Origin of the sequence: Paraburkholderia aspalathi (assembly GCF_905220735.1) — a bacterium.
GTDB classification, from domain to species: domain Bacteria; phylum Pseudomonadota; class Gammaproteobacteria; order Burkholderiales; family Burkholderiaceae; genus Paraburkholderia; species Paraburkholderia aspalathi.
Genome location: NZ_CAJNBA010000001.1, coordinates 1 through 17,236, shown reverse-complemented (window position 1 = coordinate 17,236; position 17,236 = coordinate 1). Strand labels below are relative to the sequence as shown.

The 17,236-nt window shown below is 62.1% G+C and carries 10 protein-coding genes; 9 read left to right on the top strand and 1 reads right to left on the bottom strand.

The features are described from left to right. Positions 1 to 443 precede the first annotated feature (443 nt). From KHO30_RS00050 to KHO30_RS00010, 9 genes are all read left to right on the top strand, one after another. A complete protein-coding gene (locus KHO30_RS00050) occupies positions 444 to 2,234 on the top strand; it encodes a DUF2138 domain-containing protein (protein WP_211699688.1) in 1,791 nt (596 codons plus the stop codon). Between the two features lie 78 nt (positions 2,235 to 2,312). Then, positions 2,313 to 2,966, top strand: coding sequence for a DUF1175 domain-containing protein (locus KHO30_RS00045; RefSeq protein WP_234486701.1), 654 nt, complete (start codon positions 2,313 to 2,315; stop codon positions 2,964 to 2,966). Continuing rightward, positions 2,963 to 7,756 (top strand): alpha-2-macroglobulin family protein, encoded by a 4,794-nt coding sequence (locus KHO30_RS00040; RefSeq protein ID WP_211699687.1) that lies wholly within the window; start codon positions 2,963 to 2,965, stop codon positions 7,754 to 7,756. Before KHO30_RS00045 ends, KHO30_RS00040 begins: the two co-directional genes overlap by 4 nt. Before the next feature lie 11 nt (positions 7,757 to 7,767). Beyond that, positions 7,768 to 9,588 (top strand): DUF2300 domain-containing protein, encoded by a 1,821-nt coding sequence (locus KHO30_RS00035; protein ID WP_211699686.1) that lies wholly within the window; start codon positions 7,768 to 7,770, stop codon positions 9,586 to 9,588. Positions 9,589 to 9,740: 152 nt separating this feature from the next. Then, positions 9,741 to 10,520, top strand: coding sequence for a YfaP family protein (locus KHO30_RS00030; RefSeq protein ID WP_211700923.1), 780 nt, complete (start codon positions 9,741 to 9,743; stop codon positions 10,518 to 10,520). A gap of 22 nt (positions 10,521 to 10,542) precedes the next feature. Beyond that, the gene (locus KHO30_RS00025) at positions 10,543 to 11,340 is read left to right on the top strand and encodes a YfaP family protein (RefSeq protein WP_211699685.1); all 798 of its coding nucleotides are present in this window, start codon (positions 10,543 to 10,545) and stop codon (positions 11,338 to 11,340) included. Between the two features lie 147 nt (positions 11,341 to 11,487). Next, a complete protein-coding gene (locus KHO30_RS00020) occupies positions 11,488 to 12,594 on the top strand; it encodes a YjgN family protein (RefSeq protein ID WP_211699684.1) in 1,107 nt (368 codons plus the stop codon). 19 nt (positions 12,595 to 12,613) lie between these two features. Further along, positions 12,614 to 13,630, top strand: coding sequence for a M48 family metallopeptidase (locus KHO30_RS00015; protein ID WP_211699683.1), 1,017 nt, complete (start codon positions 12,614 to 12,616; stop codon positions 13,628 to 13,630). A 359-nt stretch (positions 13,631 to 13,989) separates the two neighbouring features. Then, positions 13,990 to 14,379, top strand: coding sequence for a hypothetical protein (locus tag KHO30_RS00010; protein ID WP_093635132.1), 390 nt, complete (start codon positions 13,990 to 13,992; stop codon positions 14,377 to 14,379). Between the two features lie 62 nt (positions 14,380 to 14,441). Here the strand turns inward: KHO30_RS00010 and rpoD are convergent, their stop codons facing one another. After that, a complete protein-coding gene (rpoD, locus tag KHO30_RS00005; protein ID WP_200575239.1) occupies positions 14,442 to 16,442 on the bottom strand; it encodes an RNA polymerase sigma factor RpoD in 2,001 nt (666 codons plus the stop codon). Positions 16,443 to 17,236: the final 794 nt, after the last annotated feature.

Here is a 17,236-nt window from a genome sequence, read left to right as displayed (position 1 = left end):
GCAATACCTGAAATAACCCGGTGAGCACGTAGTGCGTAGCCGGGTTTTTTTATGCAGATGCTAAATCGCTGGGATTTAGCATAACCATCCCGATCCGGTAAAGCAGCATAAGGCCGCGCCTGGTCGGACTATGCTCGCAGGCCCATCTGTGCGCGGTTGAAGGCGGCAACGGGCGCAAGCGTTCCCGTCTGTGTATGCCGCCGCCTTCCGCTGCCGTTTAACTCAAGCCGTTGCTTCAGATGAGCGCGTTTTAAAAATATTTAATTTCGCTCGTTCAATATTTCCGTCAAACTCCTGAAACATGGCTGAATGTTAAATGGCGAGTCCCGCTGGTTTTGGACTAAAAATATCGGTTATCATCGCTGCCTTCGGCGAATGATTTCGGTGAGTTAATTCATCGGCCATCCACGTTAATACCGTCGCATCGAACCAGAAAAAATCAGATGAAGATGTCGCGAAAAAAGATTGCAATCCTGGTAGTCGGTCTTCTGGTCGTGGCCGGCATCGTCATTCAGGCGGTGTGGCGTCCATTCGGGCACCGCAAAGCCTCCGGGACCAGCGAAATCGTGCTCGATATTCATCACCCGGATGCGGTGATCGACAGCGAAGCCCTCTCGCGTTTGCCACGCGATATCTTGCGTGTGCCGCTGTTACACGACGTGCTGACTCAAGACTTCGTCGACTATTACGAATCAAACGACACACGCTTGTCCACAGAAGGCGCGCTGCGCCGTCTCGCGTTCGAACATCAACTCGACTGGCGCGATGAACTGATCCGCCGCGTATTCGACGAACCCGCGCATGTGCTGCTGTGGCGCTCGCCGGACGGCCGCCTCGGTTACTGGGTGATGTCGATGCACCGTAACGGGCTGGCGAAGCTGCTGCAAGGCTTCGGCAACGTCGCCGCGAGCGACTCGCAGTTGAGCCAGGTCGCCAAACTCTCCGGCGATGTGCCGGTCTACGCGTTGAAGCTGGCGGTTGGCCGCACGATTCTGTTTGCAACGAAGGACGACCGCCTTGTCGTGATGTCCGCCCCGGGCGTGCTGCTCGACGCGAAAGGCAGCTTGCTGGGCGAGCGGGCCGACGCCGTGTCCGAGATGCTTTCTTCCGGCCGCGACGATGCGACGCGCGCCTATCAGCTGGACGCGCCCGGCGATGCGCCGAAGGGCCACCGGTTGGTGGTGTCGGCCAATTATTTGTCGTTTGGTTATCAGGCATTTTTCTCCGGCATCGACGCACTGCGATTCGATTTTTCGCCGAACGGCAGCGCTGCGGCGAACTGGCAGACTTCCGCTTTGATCGAGCCGGGCAAGTTGCCGCAGGCGTGGAATAGCGCCGACTTGTGGCGTGCCTTACCGGCCAATCCGGCAGCGTGCACGAGCTTGCCAGCGGACTGGAAAGAAGCCTCGGGCTTGTTGGGCAAGGTGGCCGATGTGGGCGCGGATGGCGCTTCTGCGATCGGCGATCAGCTCACTGGCCCCGCGGCCGTTTGCTGGTATGCGAAATCCACATTGGTTGCGCCGGTGTTCGTTGCTCGCGTGAAGACACAGGACGCGACGAGCATCGCTGCGCTGCAGACCGCGCTCGGCAAGACCTTTGGCGACGTGATCGGCGCGTACGAGGCGAAGGCCGCCAAATCCGGTGATGCCGATTCGGGCTATCGTCGCTTGCCGGTCACGAAGCGTGACCAGGGCGCCGGCGTTACCGTGTGGCAACGGCCGGTCAGCGCGCTCTCCGGTACGGCGCTGTCCAGCAAGGCGTCGTTCGCATCGCAACTGTCTGCAGAGCGCTATTTCCCCGTGACGCTCGCACTGGCGCACGGTTATCTGATTTTCTCTCCTGATTCACGTCTGGTCGACGACACGCTCGCCGTGCTCGACAAGCGTTATCCGGCGCTGGCCGATACGCTCGCGCCGCAGCGTCTGCCGCGCACGATTCTCACGCTGACACCTTCGTCCGCGGCTGCGTTGATCGAACGCGAAGCGGGCGCGGCCTTGCCGGCGGATCAGGAAGCGGTGTTCCGCAATGCGTCGCGCACTCACCTCGTGCCGAAGCTGCATGCGCTGGCACACTACCCGCCGGTTTCGTTGACGCTGCCGCAGAACTTGCCGGGGTCGACGGGTTGGGTCCCGGTGGAATGGTGGTTCGATCGCGCGAAGGCGGGTGCGGATCCCGCTGCCACCGCGGGAGTAGCAGACTCGCCTGCAGATCAGCCCGGCACCGAGGGCGACTAAGTGCGCCGCCTTCACGTCCCCGACGTGGCATTCGCGACGAATGCCCGCACGGCACGCCGCATCTGGCTCGTGCGTGCTATGTCGACGCTCGTCGTGGCCGGCCTCGCGCCGTACGCGAACGCACTCACCAGCACAACCGCATCGCCGGACCCAGACGCGCTTTCGCCGCAGCAATCCGCTGCATTTCGCGCGTGGTTCGTGCGCATCGTCGACCAGCAAATGCGCCGTGGCCCGACGCCGCGCTGGACGCAGCGCGATTGCGCGGGCCTCGTGCGCTTTGCCGTCGGCGAGACGCTCAAGCCGCATGACACCAAATGGTTGCGCGCGAACGGCATGACCAGTCTCGCGGACACCAGCAGCATGCCGCCCGAGCTGCAACTGTCCACGTCGCAACGCGGAATCGCGAATCGCTGGACGCGGCTCGACGGTTCCACCGGCGCGTACGCATCGGCGATCGCACTGATTCAACGCAATAGCCGTTTTGTTTCGAAGGACGTGAACCAGGCGCTGCCTGGCGATCTGCTGTTCTTCGACCAGGGCGACGACCAGCATCTGATGATCTGGTTGGATCGCTACATCGCTTATCACACAGGCACCGTTACGCCGACCGATACAGGTCTGCGCGCCGTGGCCGTCTCCGACCTGATGCAATGGAAAGATTCCCGCTGGCAGCCGCTCGACGGCAATCCGAATTTCGTTGGCGTGTTTCGTTTGGACTTTCTGACACCATGACCCGAATGAACTCCGTCACTGCGTCGCGCGCCTGGCTTGGCAACCTGAAACGTCGTGCAGGCTTCACCGTGGTCGCGCTCTTCGCGGCGCTGACGCTCGCCATCGCACCAACGGCCTACGCCGACGACGCCGCCTCGAGCAGCGCCGCCGATGCCAACATCGCCGCGAACCCGACGCTGCAAACAGCGCCATCGAGTAATTTCGCGTCGCAGAAGGTCGACGGCCAGCCATTCTTCCTGCTCTCGGATGCGAGCTTCGGCAGCGATCAGTTGGCGCAGGTGCGTCTCGAAGCGCCCGGCCGCGAGTTCAAGGACGCGCTGCAAGCATACGGCGGTGCGGACATCGTTGTGTATCGCGTGTCGAAGCCGTTGGATTTTTTGAAGGCGCAGAAGAATCTGCATCGCCTGAACGTCGCGCCGAATTATCAAGGTGAAGGCCTCGCAAATACGTTGGCCTATCTGTGGGACCGCTGGTTCACGGAAGCACGCCGCGCCTGGCAACGTGTGCTGTCGTTCGCGACGCGTAGCAAGGCAACCGAAGCCCAGCCGCAATTCAAGCTCGGCGAGCAGACCGGCAAGCAGACGCAATTCCAGCAGAACTCGCAGTTCGCACCGCTGAAGGGCTATGACATGGTCGCGCGCTTCCGCTATCCGATCTGGGACGCGAAGGTGATCCAGCCGCCGAAGGGTGTCAATCTCGAAGGCAGCAGCAGTAACTTCATCGAAGCGAGTTCGGGCAACGTGATGATTCCGGTGGGCAAGCTGCCGCCGGGGCTGTATATCGTTGAGGCGGTAATCGGCAACTATCGCGCGCATACCTTGCTGTTCGTATCGGACACGGTCGCAGTCGTGAAAGCGGCGTCGAGCGGCATGCTGGTGTGGACCACGCGGCGCGATAACGGCAAGCCGGTGGCGAATACCGACGTGAACTGGACCGACGGCGTAGGCGTGCTGCAAAGCGGCACCACCGGTAACGACGGCGCACTGGTGCTGCAACACGTTAGCCCCGAGCGCAGCTACGTGCTCGGCACCGATCCGCAAGGCGGCGTGTTCGTTTCGGAGAATTTCTACTACGACAGCGAGATCTACAACACCAAGATCTACGCGGTGACCGATCGTCCGATGTACCGGCCGGGCGACGCAGTGCATGTGAAGTTCATCGGCCGCACGTTCCAGAACGCGACGCAATCCACCGCGCCTGCAGATGCCGATATCAAGCTCGACGTGCTCGATCCGAACGGTGCGCCGGTGGCGACCAGCAAGGTGCATTTTGCTTCCGATACGGGCGCGGACGCGTCCTTCACGTTGCCCGCCGATGCCACCGCTGGCGGCTATACGCTGCGTTTCGATTACAACGGCGATGTATACGGCAGCGCATTTCGCGTCGCCGAATATGTGAAGCCGCATTTCGACGTCAACCTGTCGATGGATAAAGCCGACTATGCGACGGGCGAGCAATTGAAGGGCAAGATCCAGTTGCGCTATCCGGACGGCAAGCCGGTGCGCGACAGCAAGGTTTCGGTCACGCTGCGCGCGCAGAAAGTGACGATCGTCGACGGTGAACTGCGCTACGCAGGGTTGTTTCCGGTCAAGCTGGAACAGCAGGAACTCACGACCGATAGCGACGGCAATGCGAGCCTCACGCTGCCCGCTGCTAAAGAACCGAGCCGCTATGCGTTGACCCTGTTCGCGCAGGACGGCGCGGCCTACAAGGTACGTGTGACGCGTGAGGTATTGATCGCACGCGGCGCGACGCCGTATCGCTTGTCGACGGCCAAATCGTTTTCGCAGCCGAAGGAAGCGGTCAATTTCGATCTGCAAGCGCTTGGCACGATCGATCCGTCTTCGCATGCGCCGGCCAAGTGGGAATGGACGCGCCTTGAATCGCAGACTCATGGCGAAGGCGCAATCAAAGGCGCAAACGCGGGCGGCAAGCTGTCGTTCCCGGTGCAATTCGACGAACCGGGTTCGTACATGCTGTCGGTCAAGGACGACACCGGCAATCTGCTCGCGGCTACAAGTCATTGGGTGGCCGGCGATGGTCTGAAGGCGATTCCGGGCAGCGTCGAAATCGTGTTCGATCGCGACCGGTACAAGATCGGCGATACCGCCGAAGCGCTGATTACTTTCCCGATGCCGGTCGACGATGCTCTTCTGACGCTGGAGCGCGACAACGTCGAACGTCGCGCGTTGCTGACAGCCGGCGGCGACTGGCTGCAACTGCAACGCGTAGCGCCTTCGCAATGGAAAGCGCGTATCAAGGTCGGGGAAGCATTCGCGCCGAACATGACGTTCTCGGTGCTGTACGTGCATGCGGGCGAATACGTGTTCCAGAATGCAGGCATCGTGGTCGCGCAACCGCAGATCGAATTGAACGTGAAGAGCGACAAGCCGGTGTACGGTCCGGGCGATACGGTCACGCTCAACTTCGACAGCACGCTGAACGGCAAGCCGGAAGCGGCGAATCTGACGGTCAGCGTGGTCGATGAAATGGTCTACGTGCTGCAGCCGGAGATCGCACCGAATATCGTCGACTTTTTCTATCATCCGCGCCGTAACAATGTGCGGACGTCGTCGAGTCTGTCGTTCATTACGTACGACCTCGCGCGCTCGCCGTTGAAGGGTGCGCCGGGCGGGCCGCAACGCGCCAACTACAACGAGCGCGGCGTGAAAGTGCTCGAACGGCCGCGTCGTGACGATCAGGACACAGCCGCGTGGGAAGGCACGCTGAAGACTGACGCGAATGGTCACGCCACCATGACCTTCAAGATGCCGGACTCGCTGGCCCGCTGGCGCGTCACCGTGCGCGCGGCGGCGCCGGACGGCATGGTCGGTCAACGTACCGCGTATGTGCGTTCGGACAAGGCACTGTATCTGAAGTGGAGTGGGCCTTCGCATTTCCGCGTCAACGATCAGCCGGCCATCGACATGATCGCCTTCAATCAGACCGACGCGGATATGGACGCCGAGTGGGTGGTTGACGGCGGCGGTCTCTCGTTGAACCAGAAGGTCACGCTCAAGCGCGGCGCGAATTACCTGCGTCTGCCGACCGGTGCGTTGAAGGCGGGTGTGATCAACGCGAGCCTGCGGCGGGCGGGTAAGGATGTGGATCGCTTGCAGACCACCATCCAGCTCGATGCGAGCGGCTGGCTCGATCTGCATCAGAACACGGTGGCGCTCGACGGCTCGAACAAGCCGCTCAATCTGCCGCAAGATGCGCAGGACGTTAGCGTGCGTTTCATCGGCAGCGCCACGAGCCAATTCGCGCGCGTTGCCGACGATCTGATCAATTATCCCTACGGATGCGCCGAGCAAACGTCGAGCCGCCTGATTCCTTTGGCGCTCGCACATGATGCGATCGGTCGCGGCGATAACACTAGCTCGACGCAAGGGCTCGAAGCGCTATTGCGCAATCAGCGCCAACGTCTGGCGATGCTGGCAGGTGTCGGTGGCACGTTCGGCTGGTGGGGCGATACGACCGGCGGCAGTTCGCTGATCACCGCCTACGCGTATTACGCGGATTGGCTCGCGAGCCGCAGCCTCGGCATTACGCTGCCCGCCGACAACTGGCAGCATGCAATGGACGTCTATCGCGATGCCGGTGCGAAAGAGCCGCTGCTGCATCGCGCGTTGGCGCTGTGGTTCATGCAGCAGATGGGCCTGCCGGTCGCGACGCCGGTGTCGGGTGTTGCGGCGGACTTGCAGAGCGATTCAGCGGCCTCGGCCAATGCTTCGGCCCCTACACGCAACGGCACATATGGCGCGTCGGACAGCATCGTGTTCGCGCAAGCCGATTCGCCGCGCGGCAAGCAGATGGCGACGCTGCTGGTCGCCAACATGGCGCGTAGCGCGAGTGCTCAACTGCCGGACGGCTTCGATGCAGCGGCGAGTGCTGCACGCACGGCATTGGCCAACGATCCCGCGCCGCTCGTGCAGAGTCTGCTTTATATGACGGGTGGCGATGGTGGTGCGGCGATCGATGCATCTGCGTTGCTCGCGAAGAGCAGCGCCGACTACCCGACGCTCGATCGCGCGTTGACGTTGCTGTGGGTGCGTAAAGCGCTTGGTGGCGACACGGCGCCGGCTTCGCTGCCGTCGCTGCAAGGTGCGGGTTGGACGCGCGCCGCGACGCCGACTGGTACGCCGCTGTGGAAGTGGACCGGCGCCGCTTTGCCGGCCACGCTCGACGCAGGCGGCGCGCGCACCGACGTGAACGCGCTGGTTTCGTTCCGCAGTCATACGAGCGAGGACAGTCGACTGAACATCACCGTCGAACGTCGTTTCTACAAGCTGGAGCCGCTCGAAGTGAAGGTCGATCCGAAGAAGGCGGGTGGCGCGGAGAGCCAGCTGGGCCGCTCGGCCTTTACCGCGCGCCTGGTCAAGCAGGGCGATGCGATCGACAGCAATGCGCTGTACGTCGACGAAGTCACGCTTACGCCGCGCTCCGGCAATGCGTACCACTACGGTCTGCTCGATGTGCCGCTGCCGCCGGGCGGCGACGTGGAGGCGACCAGCTGGGGTGTGTCGATCGACGGTTTGCCGGGCGAGAAGGAAGGGGTAAGCGGCCCACAGCCGTTTGCGCGTGCTGCTTCGTATGAGATGGGTGAGCTGGCGTATCACCAGCCGGTGCCTTTGCTCGATCGTCCGGTGACGCTGCGGCAACTGGTGCGCTTTGCGTTGCCGGGTACGTTCGCGTTGCCTCCCGCACGCTACTTCCGCATGTATCAGCCGGACGCCAAGGCGTTCGAAGGCGGCAAGAGCGATCGCATGACGACTCTGCGTATTCAGTAAGCGAGATCGCTATGTTCTCCGCTCTTCGGCACTCGCGCGATCGTCTGGCAGCTACGCTGCGGGTCGCGCTCGCCGTGGGAGTGGGGTGTGCTTTTAGTGGTGCGGCTGCGGCTATGGCGTCGTCGACTGTGTCACTGCCTGCGGGGGCAAAGTCGTCGTCAACCGCATCGCCAACTTCGCCGTCCGTTGCGTCCTCGGCGCAAATGCTGCGCTTCGCATGGTTGCGCGATGGTCAATCGCAGCTTTGGCAGTTCAACGCCGGCGGCGCTGCAGACGGCCTCGCGCCGCAGTCGGCGCGTCCGTTGCCGGCGACGCTGGAGACGCCGCTCGGCAGCGTGTGGAAGCTGTTCGTCTATGGCTATCTGGTCGATCGCAATATCGCCACGCCGGATTACACCTGCAGCGGCGGCGATCCTGAAGAAGTGTATTGCTGCATGACGGGCGGGCACATCGACCGCGAACATGCGCTGGTGCAATCATGCGGACGCTTTTTCGAGCCCGCACGCCTGCAACTCGATCCCTCTGATTGGCGCAAGTATTGGACGGCCGCGCATGCACCCGCCTGGCTGCGCGACCTTCACGCGATGACGCCGACGCACCGCGTGCCCGTGACCGACCTGCTCGCCGCATTGCAGGCGATGCCGGCCAAGCCGCGCGAAGCGGCGGCGAGCACGCTGGTGTCGGTGCTGACGAGCGGACGCGGCGAGGGCACCGTGTCGCTATACGGCAGCCTGCTGCGCGCCAAAACCTGGACGATGCCGGATCCCGCGCGGCCTGGCGCCTCGATCGGCGGTGCGGCAGGCTGGCTCGCCGATGGCACGCCGGTGTGGCTCGGCGGCGCCGGCGGCAGCGCGCGCGTGCTGGCGGCCGCCGCACCGCGCATCGCGCCGTTGCTCACACAAGTCACCGTGCCGGACGACAACGCGTGCGTGCTGGTCGACTTCTTCAGCCGCTATCCGATTCGCCAGGTGCTTGGCGACAAAGGTTCGGCTGCGGTACCGGACGGCCCATTGCGTGGCGAGTTCCGGATCGGCTTTGTCAATGGCAACTGGGCGCGTGTGGAAAGCCGCGGCGAACTGCGCCTCGATCGCGACGCTGCAGGCGCACCGCAAGTAGTCGGCCGCTTCGGCATGAACGACTACGTCGCGCGAGTGGTCGAGCGGGAAGGCGACACGAGCCAACCGGAAGCGGCCAAAGCGTTGGCGGTGGCGGCGCGATCCTACGTCGTGCAGCACGGCAATCACGATCACGGCTGCTTCCGTATCGATGACAGCAGCAGCACGCAGCGCGTCCTGCCACGTGTGCCGACCGCCGCCGCGCGTCGCGCCGCGGATCTGACCGACGCGCTGGTGCTCACCGGCGTGCCGGTTCAGTATCACCACGACAAGGCCGCACCCGGTCAGATGAGCTGGCTCGCTGCGAAGGCGTCCGCGCAAACCGGCCTCACGTTCGACACCATTCTCTCGCGCACCTGGCCGCAAGCGACCTTGACGTCGTTCGAGAGTCCGTTGTCCGGCGATTGCATCCAGGTGGCCGGCGCCCAGCAATGGCTGCAGCGCAACGCGCCGTTGTGGGCGCGGCGTATGGACGGCGCGCCCGGCTACGAAACGCCCGATCTGCCGGCCGTGTGCGCGGTGCGCGAAGGTCGGCCGTATGCCGATGCGCAGCGCAATCGCGTGTACGTGTATCGCCTGCAGACCGAAGAAGACCGTATCGCGCTGGCGCATGAATATATTCACCTCGCGTTCCAGCATCATCCGCGTGGCCTCGATGAAGACTTCGTCGAACGTACCGCGCGCACGCTGATTCGTACCGACAATCCGATCCAATGAACACCGTCTCGCGCTCGCTTTCTGCCGTGTTCCGTGCGCTTCCTGTGATGCGCCGCGTTCGCATTCCTGCGGCCGTTGCTTTGGCGCCTCTTAGGCAGGGTGTTCGCGTTCACATGGCAATTGCTGTGGCCTCGGTTGCGCTCGCGGCGAGTATGACGACGAACGTGCAAGCCGCCGGCGCGGACGGCAATGGCGGCGCACTTGCCGATCTCACCGGCGCGTTCGGCGGCTGGCGCCACAGCGGGCTGACGAACGAAGGCGAGCACTTCGTCGCGGCGTATCCCCGGCCGCCGGTCGACCGTGGCGCGCAACGCTATCGCACGCTGATCGAAGGGCGCCTGAAACACATCGACAAACACGCGCGCAAGCTGCCCACGCTGGTTGTCAACGGCAATCCAACGCCGCTCTATACCGACGACGAAGGCGCATTCGCGCGCCCGTGGGCATTTGGCGCGGGCTCGAACAGCATCGAGTTGATTTCCGCCGACGGCAAGCAGCGCCAGCGCATGCAGTTCTACGAAGCCGACCGCAGCAAGCCGCAGGCGAAGCTGCGCGCGATCGTCACGTGGGACGATCCGAAAGCGCAGGTGGATCTGCACGTGATTACGCCGGACGGTCTGCACGCGTTCTTCGCCAACCCCACGCTCGAAGACGGCAGCGGATTCGATGTCGATTCGGTGGACGGTGCGGGGCCGGGAATATTTTCGTCGGCGGCGCCCGAGCACGGGACGTGGCTGTTCTTTCTGAACTACTGGGGCAACTTCGATTCGACCGGCTACAACTTCGACGCCGCCGCGCACGAGCGCGACGTGATTACCGCGACGTTGACGCTGGTGTTCAATGAAAACACGCCGAACGAGCGGCGTGAAACGATGGTCGTGCCGCTGCGTAAGATCGGCGACCTGCAGCTCGTGAAAAGCGAGCGACTCTGACAGCGGGATGGGAGCAGTGACGATGAAGGTCAAGACGACGGGGTGGGTGAAGGCTGGCTGGATGATGCTCGTCGTCGCCTGCTTGCAGGGCGCCACGGTGGCGCACGCGAGCGATATCGACTTCGGCGCGCCGTTGAACGGCTGGCGCAACACCAGCGGTGACAGCGAGCGTTATACGCAGGACGTGCATTACCCGGCAGTGTCGGTATCGACGCCGGAAGGGCAGTCGAAATTTGCGCTGATCGAAGGGCAGATCCGCAACACGCCGAAGAAGAAAGGTACTACGGTGGGCACGCTGGTGGTCGACGGCACGCCGTTGCCGCAGCGCGTTGAGGAAGACGGCAAGTTTTCGCGGCCTTACGCGTTTCCGTCCGGCAGCAATAGCGTGGAACTGCGGGCGCCGGATGGCTCGCGCAAACGCGTGCAGTTTTACGACGCCTACAGTGGCAAGACGCAGCCCAAGTTGCGCGTGTTGCTCGCATGGGACACCGACGGCACCGATCTGGACTTGCACGTGGTGTCGCCGGACGGCGCACACACCTGGTATGGCGATCGCGTTGCGCCGAACGGCGGCGCGCTCGACGTGGATGTGACGACCGGCTACGGGCCGGAGATTTACTCGTCGGCGGCACCCTTGAAGGGTACGTATCTGGTCTATGTGAATTACTACGGTAGCGGGAACAGCGGCAGCGATATGACCGTCGCGCAGGTGACGATCATCACGAACGAGAACACGCCGAACGAAAAGAGCGAAACCATTCGGGTGCCGATGCGTAAGCCGGGCGAACTGACGCTCGTGAAAACATTCGTGATGCCGTAAAACAGTTGCTCTCTTGCGGGCCAGATTTCAAATTTTCACGCTGTCGTAGTCAGTTTTGCGAAGGAAAGACCACCCGCCCGCCGTGCATATGCGCTTATGCGCATGCGGGCCTCAAAAACGTATATTTGCCAGCCGGGGGAAGAAAAAATGAACTCACTCGACCAGAAGCAACCGCTGTTGAGCTATGACGGCAAGCTTGGAGAGCTGTACGGGATATTCATCAAGAATCTGTTGCTGCAGATCATCACGCTTGGCATTTATCGTTTTTGGGCCACCACGAATAACCGTCGATATATCTGGTCGCGCATGCGTTTTCAAGGTGAGCGATTTGAGTACACCGGGACGGGCGGCGAACTGTTCAAAGGTTTTCTACTGGCGATTGCGATTATCTTTGGCGCGATTGTCGGTGCAGGCATTCTTAGCGCGATTCTGCGCGCCATCACTGGGAGCGCTGCACTGGCTCTCGTGCCGATCATTGTTCTTTACATCGTGATCGCGGTGATCGCAGCAGGGGCGTATTTCAGCGCGCAGCGTTACCGCTTGAGCCGCACCCAATGGTGTGGGATCCGCGGCGGCATGACCGGCTCGTCGTGGGTCTATGGTGCGTACGCATTGCTGTATGGCCTGCTGTGCATCGTCACGCTTGGACAGATGGTGCCGTGGGTGTCCATGCGCCTGGCGGAGCGACGCATCAACGCGAGCAGTTTCGGCAGCCTGCCGTTTCATTTTGAAGGGCGCGCACGTGCGCTGTATGGCGCGTTCGTCGGCACGTTTTTGGGCATCGTCGCGCTGTTCGTCGTGCTCGGGGCAGTTTTCCTCAAGAGCATCATGGCGTTCCTGCCCATCGGGCATGCGCCGCTGAAGGCTCATGATCCCGCCGCGTTCGCCGCATTCGGCTCGATATTCCTGTTCTACGTGCTGTTTATCGTCGGCGCGTTGCTGATCCAGTGCTTCTATCTGGCGCTGGTGACGCGCCATGTCATGGGCAATACGACGCTTGGCGCGCAACTGCGTTTCGGCAGCAGCATTACCGCCGGGCGTCTGCTCGGCATGATGCTGGGCAATCTGGCGATCATCGTTTTTACGCTGGGTCTGGGTTTTCCGATCGTGCTGCATCGCGTGATGCGCTTCGCAGCCGATACGCTGCAGGTGTCCGGTCAACTCGACCCGCAGACGCTTGGTCAGAGCGATCAGCCGCCGCCGCGCACCGGCGAAGGCATGCTGAACCTGCTCGATCATGGCGGCGCGTTCTGACGCGGTTGTGGAGTCTTCAGTGCCGAGCGGTACACGCTATTACGACGGCCATACCGCCGCGCCTCATGTGGCAACGCTGCGCTGGAGCGAGGCGTTTCTGTCGATCGACGGTGTTGAGGGCGAGCTGGCGGTTTGGCCGCGTGCGCGGCTGATCGTCGGCGAACCCGACCCGGAAGGCAGAGTCGCGTTGTCGTGCAAAGGCGAACCGGGCCGCGTGTTGGCCGATGCCTTTGCACTACCTGTGCAGATGACGGCGCCGCGCAGGCGGCGTTGGCATTATCTGGGCTGGGTCACGATCGGCGTGGCGGCACTGGCGCTTGCGTTCGTACTCGTTGTGCGACTGCCTTCGGCCGGCGCGGCGCTTGTGCCACGCAGCGCGGAAAACCGGCTTGGCGAGATGGTGGAGTCGGTCGTGGTCGGTAAGCATCGGGTGTGCCGCGGCGACGACGGACAACGCGCGCTCGAACAACTCGAAGCGCGCCTCGCTCACGCGGCGGGGATCGCGCAGCCGGTACGCGTGGTGGTCATCGACAGCAAGACGGTCAATGCACTCACGTTACCTGGTGCACGGATGATCATCATGCGCGGCCTGTTCCAGCGCGTCGACAATCCCGATCAGCTGGCTGGCGTGATGGCGCACGAGACAGGACATATCGCGCGGCGCGATCCGTTGACCGCTTTGTTTCGCAGCGCCGGTATCACGCTGATCAGCACAACCCTGGGCATCCATCTTGGTTTCGCAGACGTATCGTCACTGGCGGGGCGATTGGTGGGACTATCGTATAGCCGTGACATGGAGCGTCTCGCCGATGCGAACGGCGTTGCCTATCTGCAAGCGAGCGGATTGCGCAGTGATGGGCTCGCGGGATTTTTTGCGTTGACTGAGAAGCGTAATGGCAGCGGTACGATTGGGTTTCTGTCGGATCATCCGCGTACGCTCGACCGGGAAAAGCTGAATCAGGGATCACCTGTCGGCGAAAGTGCATTGACGGCGCAGCAATGGGCGGCGGTTCGGGCAATGTGCGGGAAGCCGTGAGCGATGCGACCTGTCGTGTCGGAAGCGTAGATGTGAAAAGCAATGCGCTCAACGACTTGGGTGACTCTTGCTCAGGATATCCACAGGCTTCTGAACAGTTTCTGTGGACAACAAATCGACCTATGGAATTCGTTCTGTAGAACCGCGTGTTGCGCACGCAGCCGTCGGATACGTTTCGGGCCGGAGCAATGCGTCCGATGGAACTTACCGTTTCTTTCCAGCGCTCAAGTTTTGGCGTACTGCCGTCGATAGATCCTGTAAGCGGTTGTGCGTCGAACCGCCGTGTGCGAGCGTTCTGTTTGCATTGCCGCGGCGAACTGGGGCGGCGCATGCGTTGGGCGAAATAAACGGAGGTTGCCATGCAAATCGACAGTGCGCTGTCGTCGACACTGCCGGAATCGGATCGCGCGATGATGAAGAGCCGGTCCGTAACGGACAACGCGGACGACACGGCCACGCAGGCTGTTGCGTCGAATACATCCGAACAGGACGACGCCGTCCACATCTCCGCCGAAGGCGCAGCGACGGCGGCGCAAGAGGGCAATGCGATTCAGGACGGTGAAGTAAGCGATTCAGCGGGGGGGAGCGCGTCGACGACCGATACCTCGGCGGTCAAGGCGTTTGCGTACGGTACGTTGGGTCTCGAACGCCCGGATCAGCCTCATGAAGAGCGTAATGCGTTCTACACGGCTGGGCGTTGGCTGGCAGCGGGACTCACCATTGGTGGGATCATCTCGTTGCTTGCTTGAATGGGGAGAGGGAGATGCGCTTGCCGTGCATGGCGCACGACAAGCGCAACGACCGGCTTGGCTTAGCGGTCGAGGAACGACTTCAGACGATCTGCACGGCTCGGATGCATCAGCTTACGCATGGCCTTGCTTTCGATTTGACGAATCCGCTCGCGCGTGACGTCGAACTGCTTGCCGACTTCTTCGAGCGTGTGGTCCGACTTCGTGTTGATGCCGTAACGCATACGCAGCACCTTCGCTTCGCGCGGCGACAGTGAGTCGAGCGCGTCGTCGATGGCGGCGCGCAAGTCGGCCTGCATCGCTGCGTCGGCCGGCGAGGAAGCTGCCGAATCTTCGATCATGTCGCCCAGCGTGGCGTCGCCGTCGTCGCCGACCGGCGTTTCCATCGACACCGGCTGCTTGGCGATCTTCAGAATGCCGCGCACCTTCTCTTCCGACAGTTCCATGCGTTCTGCCAGCACCGACGGATGGGCTTCCTGACCGGTCTGCTGCAGGATCTCGCGCGAAATGCGGTTGAGCTTGTTGATCGTTTCGATCATGTGCACCGGCACGCGAATCGTGCGCGCCTGGTCGGCGAGCGAGCGCGTCACAGCCTGACGAACCCACCACGTTGCATACGTCGAAAACTTCCAGCCGCGGCGGTATTCGAACTTGTCCACCGCCTTCATCAAACCGATGTTGCCTTCCTGAATCAGGTCGAGGAACAGCATGCCGCGGTTGACGTATTTCTTCGCGATCGAGATCACGAGACGCAGATTCGCCTCGATCATCTCGCTCTTGGCCTTGCGCATCTTCGACTCGGCCGCGACCATCTGACGATTGATCTCTTTCAGATGCTTGAGCGGCAGCGAAACGGTTGCTTCGATGTCGATCAGCTTCTGCTGTTCCGACTGGATTGCCGGCAGGTGACGCTCCAGCGCCGCGCCGTACGTCGACGTGCCGCGCGCGGCACGCTCGGTCCAGCCCAGATCGGCTTCATGACCCGAAAACGATTCGATGAACTGCTCGCGCGGCATGCCGCTCTTCGTCACGACGATTTGCAGAATGCGGCGTTCGATTGCACGGACTTGCGCGACCTGGTGTTGCACGTCGCCGCACAAGCGGTCGATGGTGCGTGCCGTGAAGCGGATCTTGGCGAGGTGCTGCTGAATCTCTTCGCGAGCGCGCAGGTAAGCCTTCGAGCTGACGTCGCCGCGCGTGTGCGAGGCGTTCTGCTGGTCGGACAGAATGCCGACTTGCGCGAAGATTTCCAGGCAATCGCTGGTGAGTTGCTTCAGGCGTGCTTCGTCTGCTGCCGAGGAGTCGGCCGGGCCGGCATCGTCGTCGTCTTCGCTATCGCTGTCGTCATCGGTGGCGTCTGCGTCGACGTCGGCTGCTGCGTCCGCGCTCGCGCTTTCTTCTTCCGCCGCAACCGTGTCTTCATTCAGGCCGTCGACCAGTTCGTCGATGCGCAGTTCGCCGTCCGCAACCTGTTGGGCGCTCGCCAGAATGGCGGAGATCGCGAGCGGGCAAGCGGCAATCGCCTGCACCATTTCGTGAAGACCGTCTTCGATGCGCTTCGCAATCGCGATTTCGCCCGCGCGGGTCAGCAACTCGGTTGCGCCCATTTCGCGCATGTACATGCGCACGGGGTCGGTCGTACGGCCGAACTCGGAATCGACGGTCGACAGCGCGACTTCGGTTTCCTCGTCTGCCTGATCGTCCGACACCACGGCGGGGGCGTTCGAGTTGAGCAGAAGCGTTTCCGCATCCGGGGCCTGCTCGTAGACCTGCACGCCCATGTCGTTGAAGGCGCTGACGATGCTGTCAATCGCCGCCGTCTGCGCGAAGTTGTCGGGCAGGTGGTCGTTGATCTGCGCGTGGGTCAGGTAGCCTTGCTCCTTGCCCAGCTGGATCAGCGCGCGCATCTGGCGCTGGCGTTCTTCAGCTTGTTGCGGCGGCAGTTCGGCCGCTACGGGGATCGCTTTGCCTGCGCCTTTGCCCTTGGCCGTACGGCCAGCGGGCGCCTTGGCGGTGTATCCGGCAGTTTCGTGTTGCGAATCTTCGCGATCAAAAGGGTTCACGTATTCTCCTCTAGAGGCTTCGCTATGAGACGCAAGACGCTACCGTCAGGCGTTTCGAGCATGGCTCAACATCACCTGAGTGACTCAACGCGGTTGTTTGGCTGTGCTCTGGGGAGCAAAAAAGATGAGCCCGCGCGAAGCGGGCCGATAGAAATGTGCGAAATTCGCGCGGCTCGCATTATATACGAGCTTGCGCCTTCGCGCGCATTATGAGCGCACCAATTTGTCATGCGCTCTTGTCGCAGGGTCCCTTCATCGCCTGTCATCCGTAAGTTCAGGTGGGGGCAGAAGGCAGCACTTCAACTGCTCGTCGTGCGCGTATGCAGGCTCTTCACTATAGGCTATGTCGGCCACTCCCGCACGACCGGATGACTTTCCGTCGATCTTGCTACATTTAGTGGGGCGCATGTTTCGGCGCCAAATCGCGGTTGTTCAAAAGAAAATTCACAAAAGGGGGTTGACGACCTGTCGGTCGTTCTCCATAATCTCGTTTCTCTGCTGCTGATGCAGCGACGCAGAACGAAGCGGTGCCGGGTAGTTGAAGTGGGCAGCGGTTCGGTAGTGAATGCGGACTCGATCTTTAAAAATTAACAGCCGATAAGTGTGGGCGCTTGATGCGCGACGCGAGCTGGGCTCTTCGGGGTCTGGCATAAGCGAAAGTATCAAGTCTCACACTAGTATTAAAGGAAGGTTTTCCCGTCTTCGGACGGGATGATCATTCGTCAGTACGTTGAGTGAGCGACCGGTTCGTAACAGAACCGAAAAACAGTAACAGGTTTGAACTGAAGAGTTTG

Bases quoted from the DNA above. Each gene is read 5' to 3' on its own strand.
- KHO30_RS00025 (WP_211699685.1), top strand. From the start codon at position 10,543: ATGAAGGTCAAGACGACGGGGTGGGTGAAGGCTGGCTGGATGATGCTC.
- KHO30_RS00050 (WP_211699688.1), top strand. From the start codon at position 444: ATGAAGATGTCGCGAAAAAAGATTGCAATCCTGGTAGTCGGTCTTCTG.
- KHO30_RS00045 (WP_234486701.1), top strand. From the start codon at position 2,313: ATGTCGACGCTCGTCGTGGCCGGCCTCGCGCCGTACGCGAACGCACTC.
- KHO30_RS00010 (WP_093635132.1), top strand. From the start codon at position 13,990: ATGCAAATCGACAGTGCGCTGTCGTCGACACTGCCGGAATCGGATCGC.
- KHO30_RS00020 (WP_211699684.1), top strand. From the start codon at position 11,488: ATGAACTCACTCGACCAGAAGCAACCGCTGTTGAGCTATGACGGCAAG.
- KHO30_RS00030 (WP_211700923.1), top strand. From the start codon at position 9,741: ATGACGACGAACGTGCAAGCCGCCGGCGCGGACGGCAATGGCGGCGCA.
- KHO30_RS00035 (WP_211699686.1), top strand. From the start codon at position 7,768: ATGTTCTCCGCTCTTCGGCACTCGCGCGATCGTCTGGCAGCTACGCTG.
- KHO30_RS00040 (WP_211699687.1), top strand. From the start codon at position 2,963: ATGACCCGAATGAACTCCGTCACTGCGTCGCGCGCCTGGCTTGGCAAC.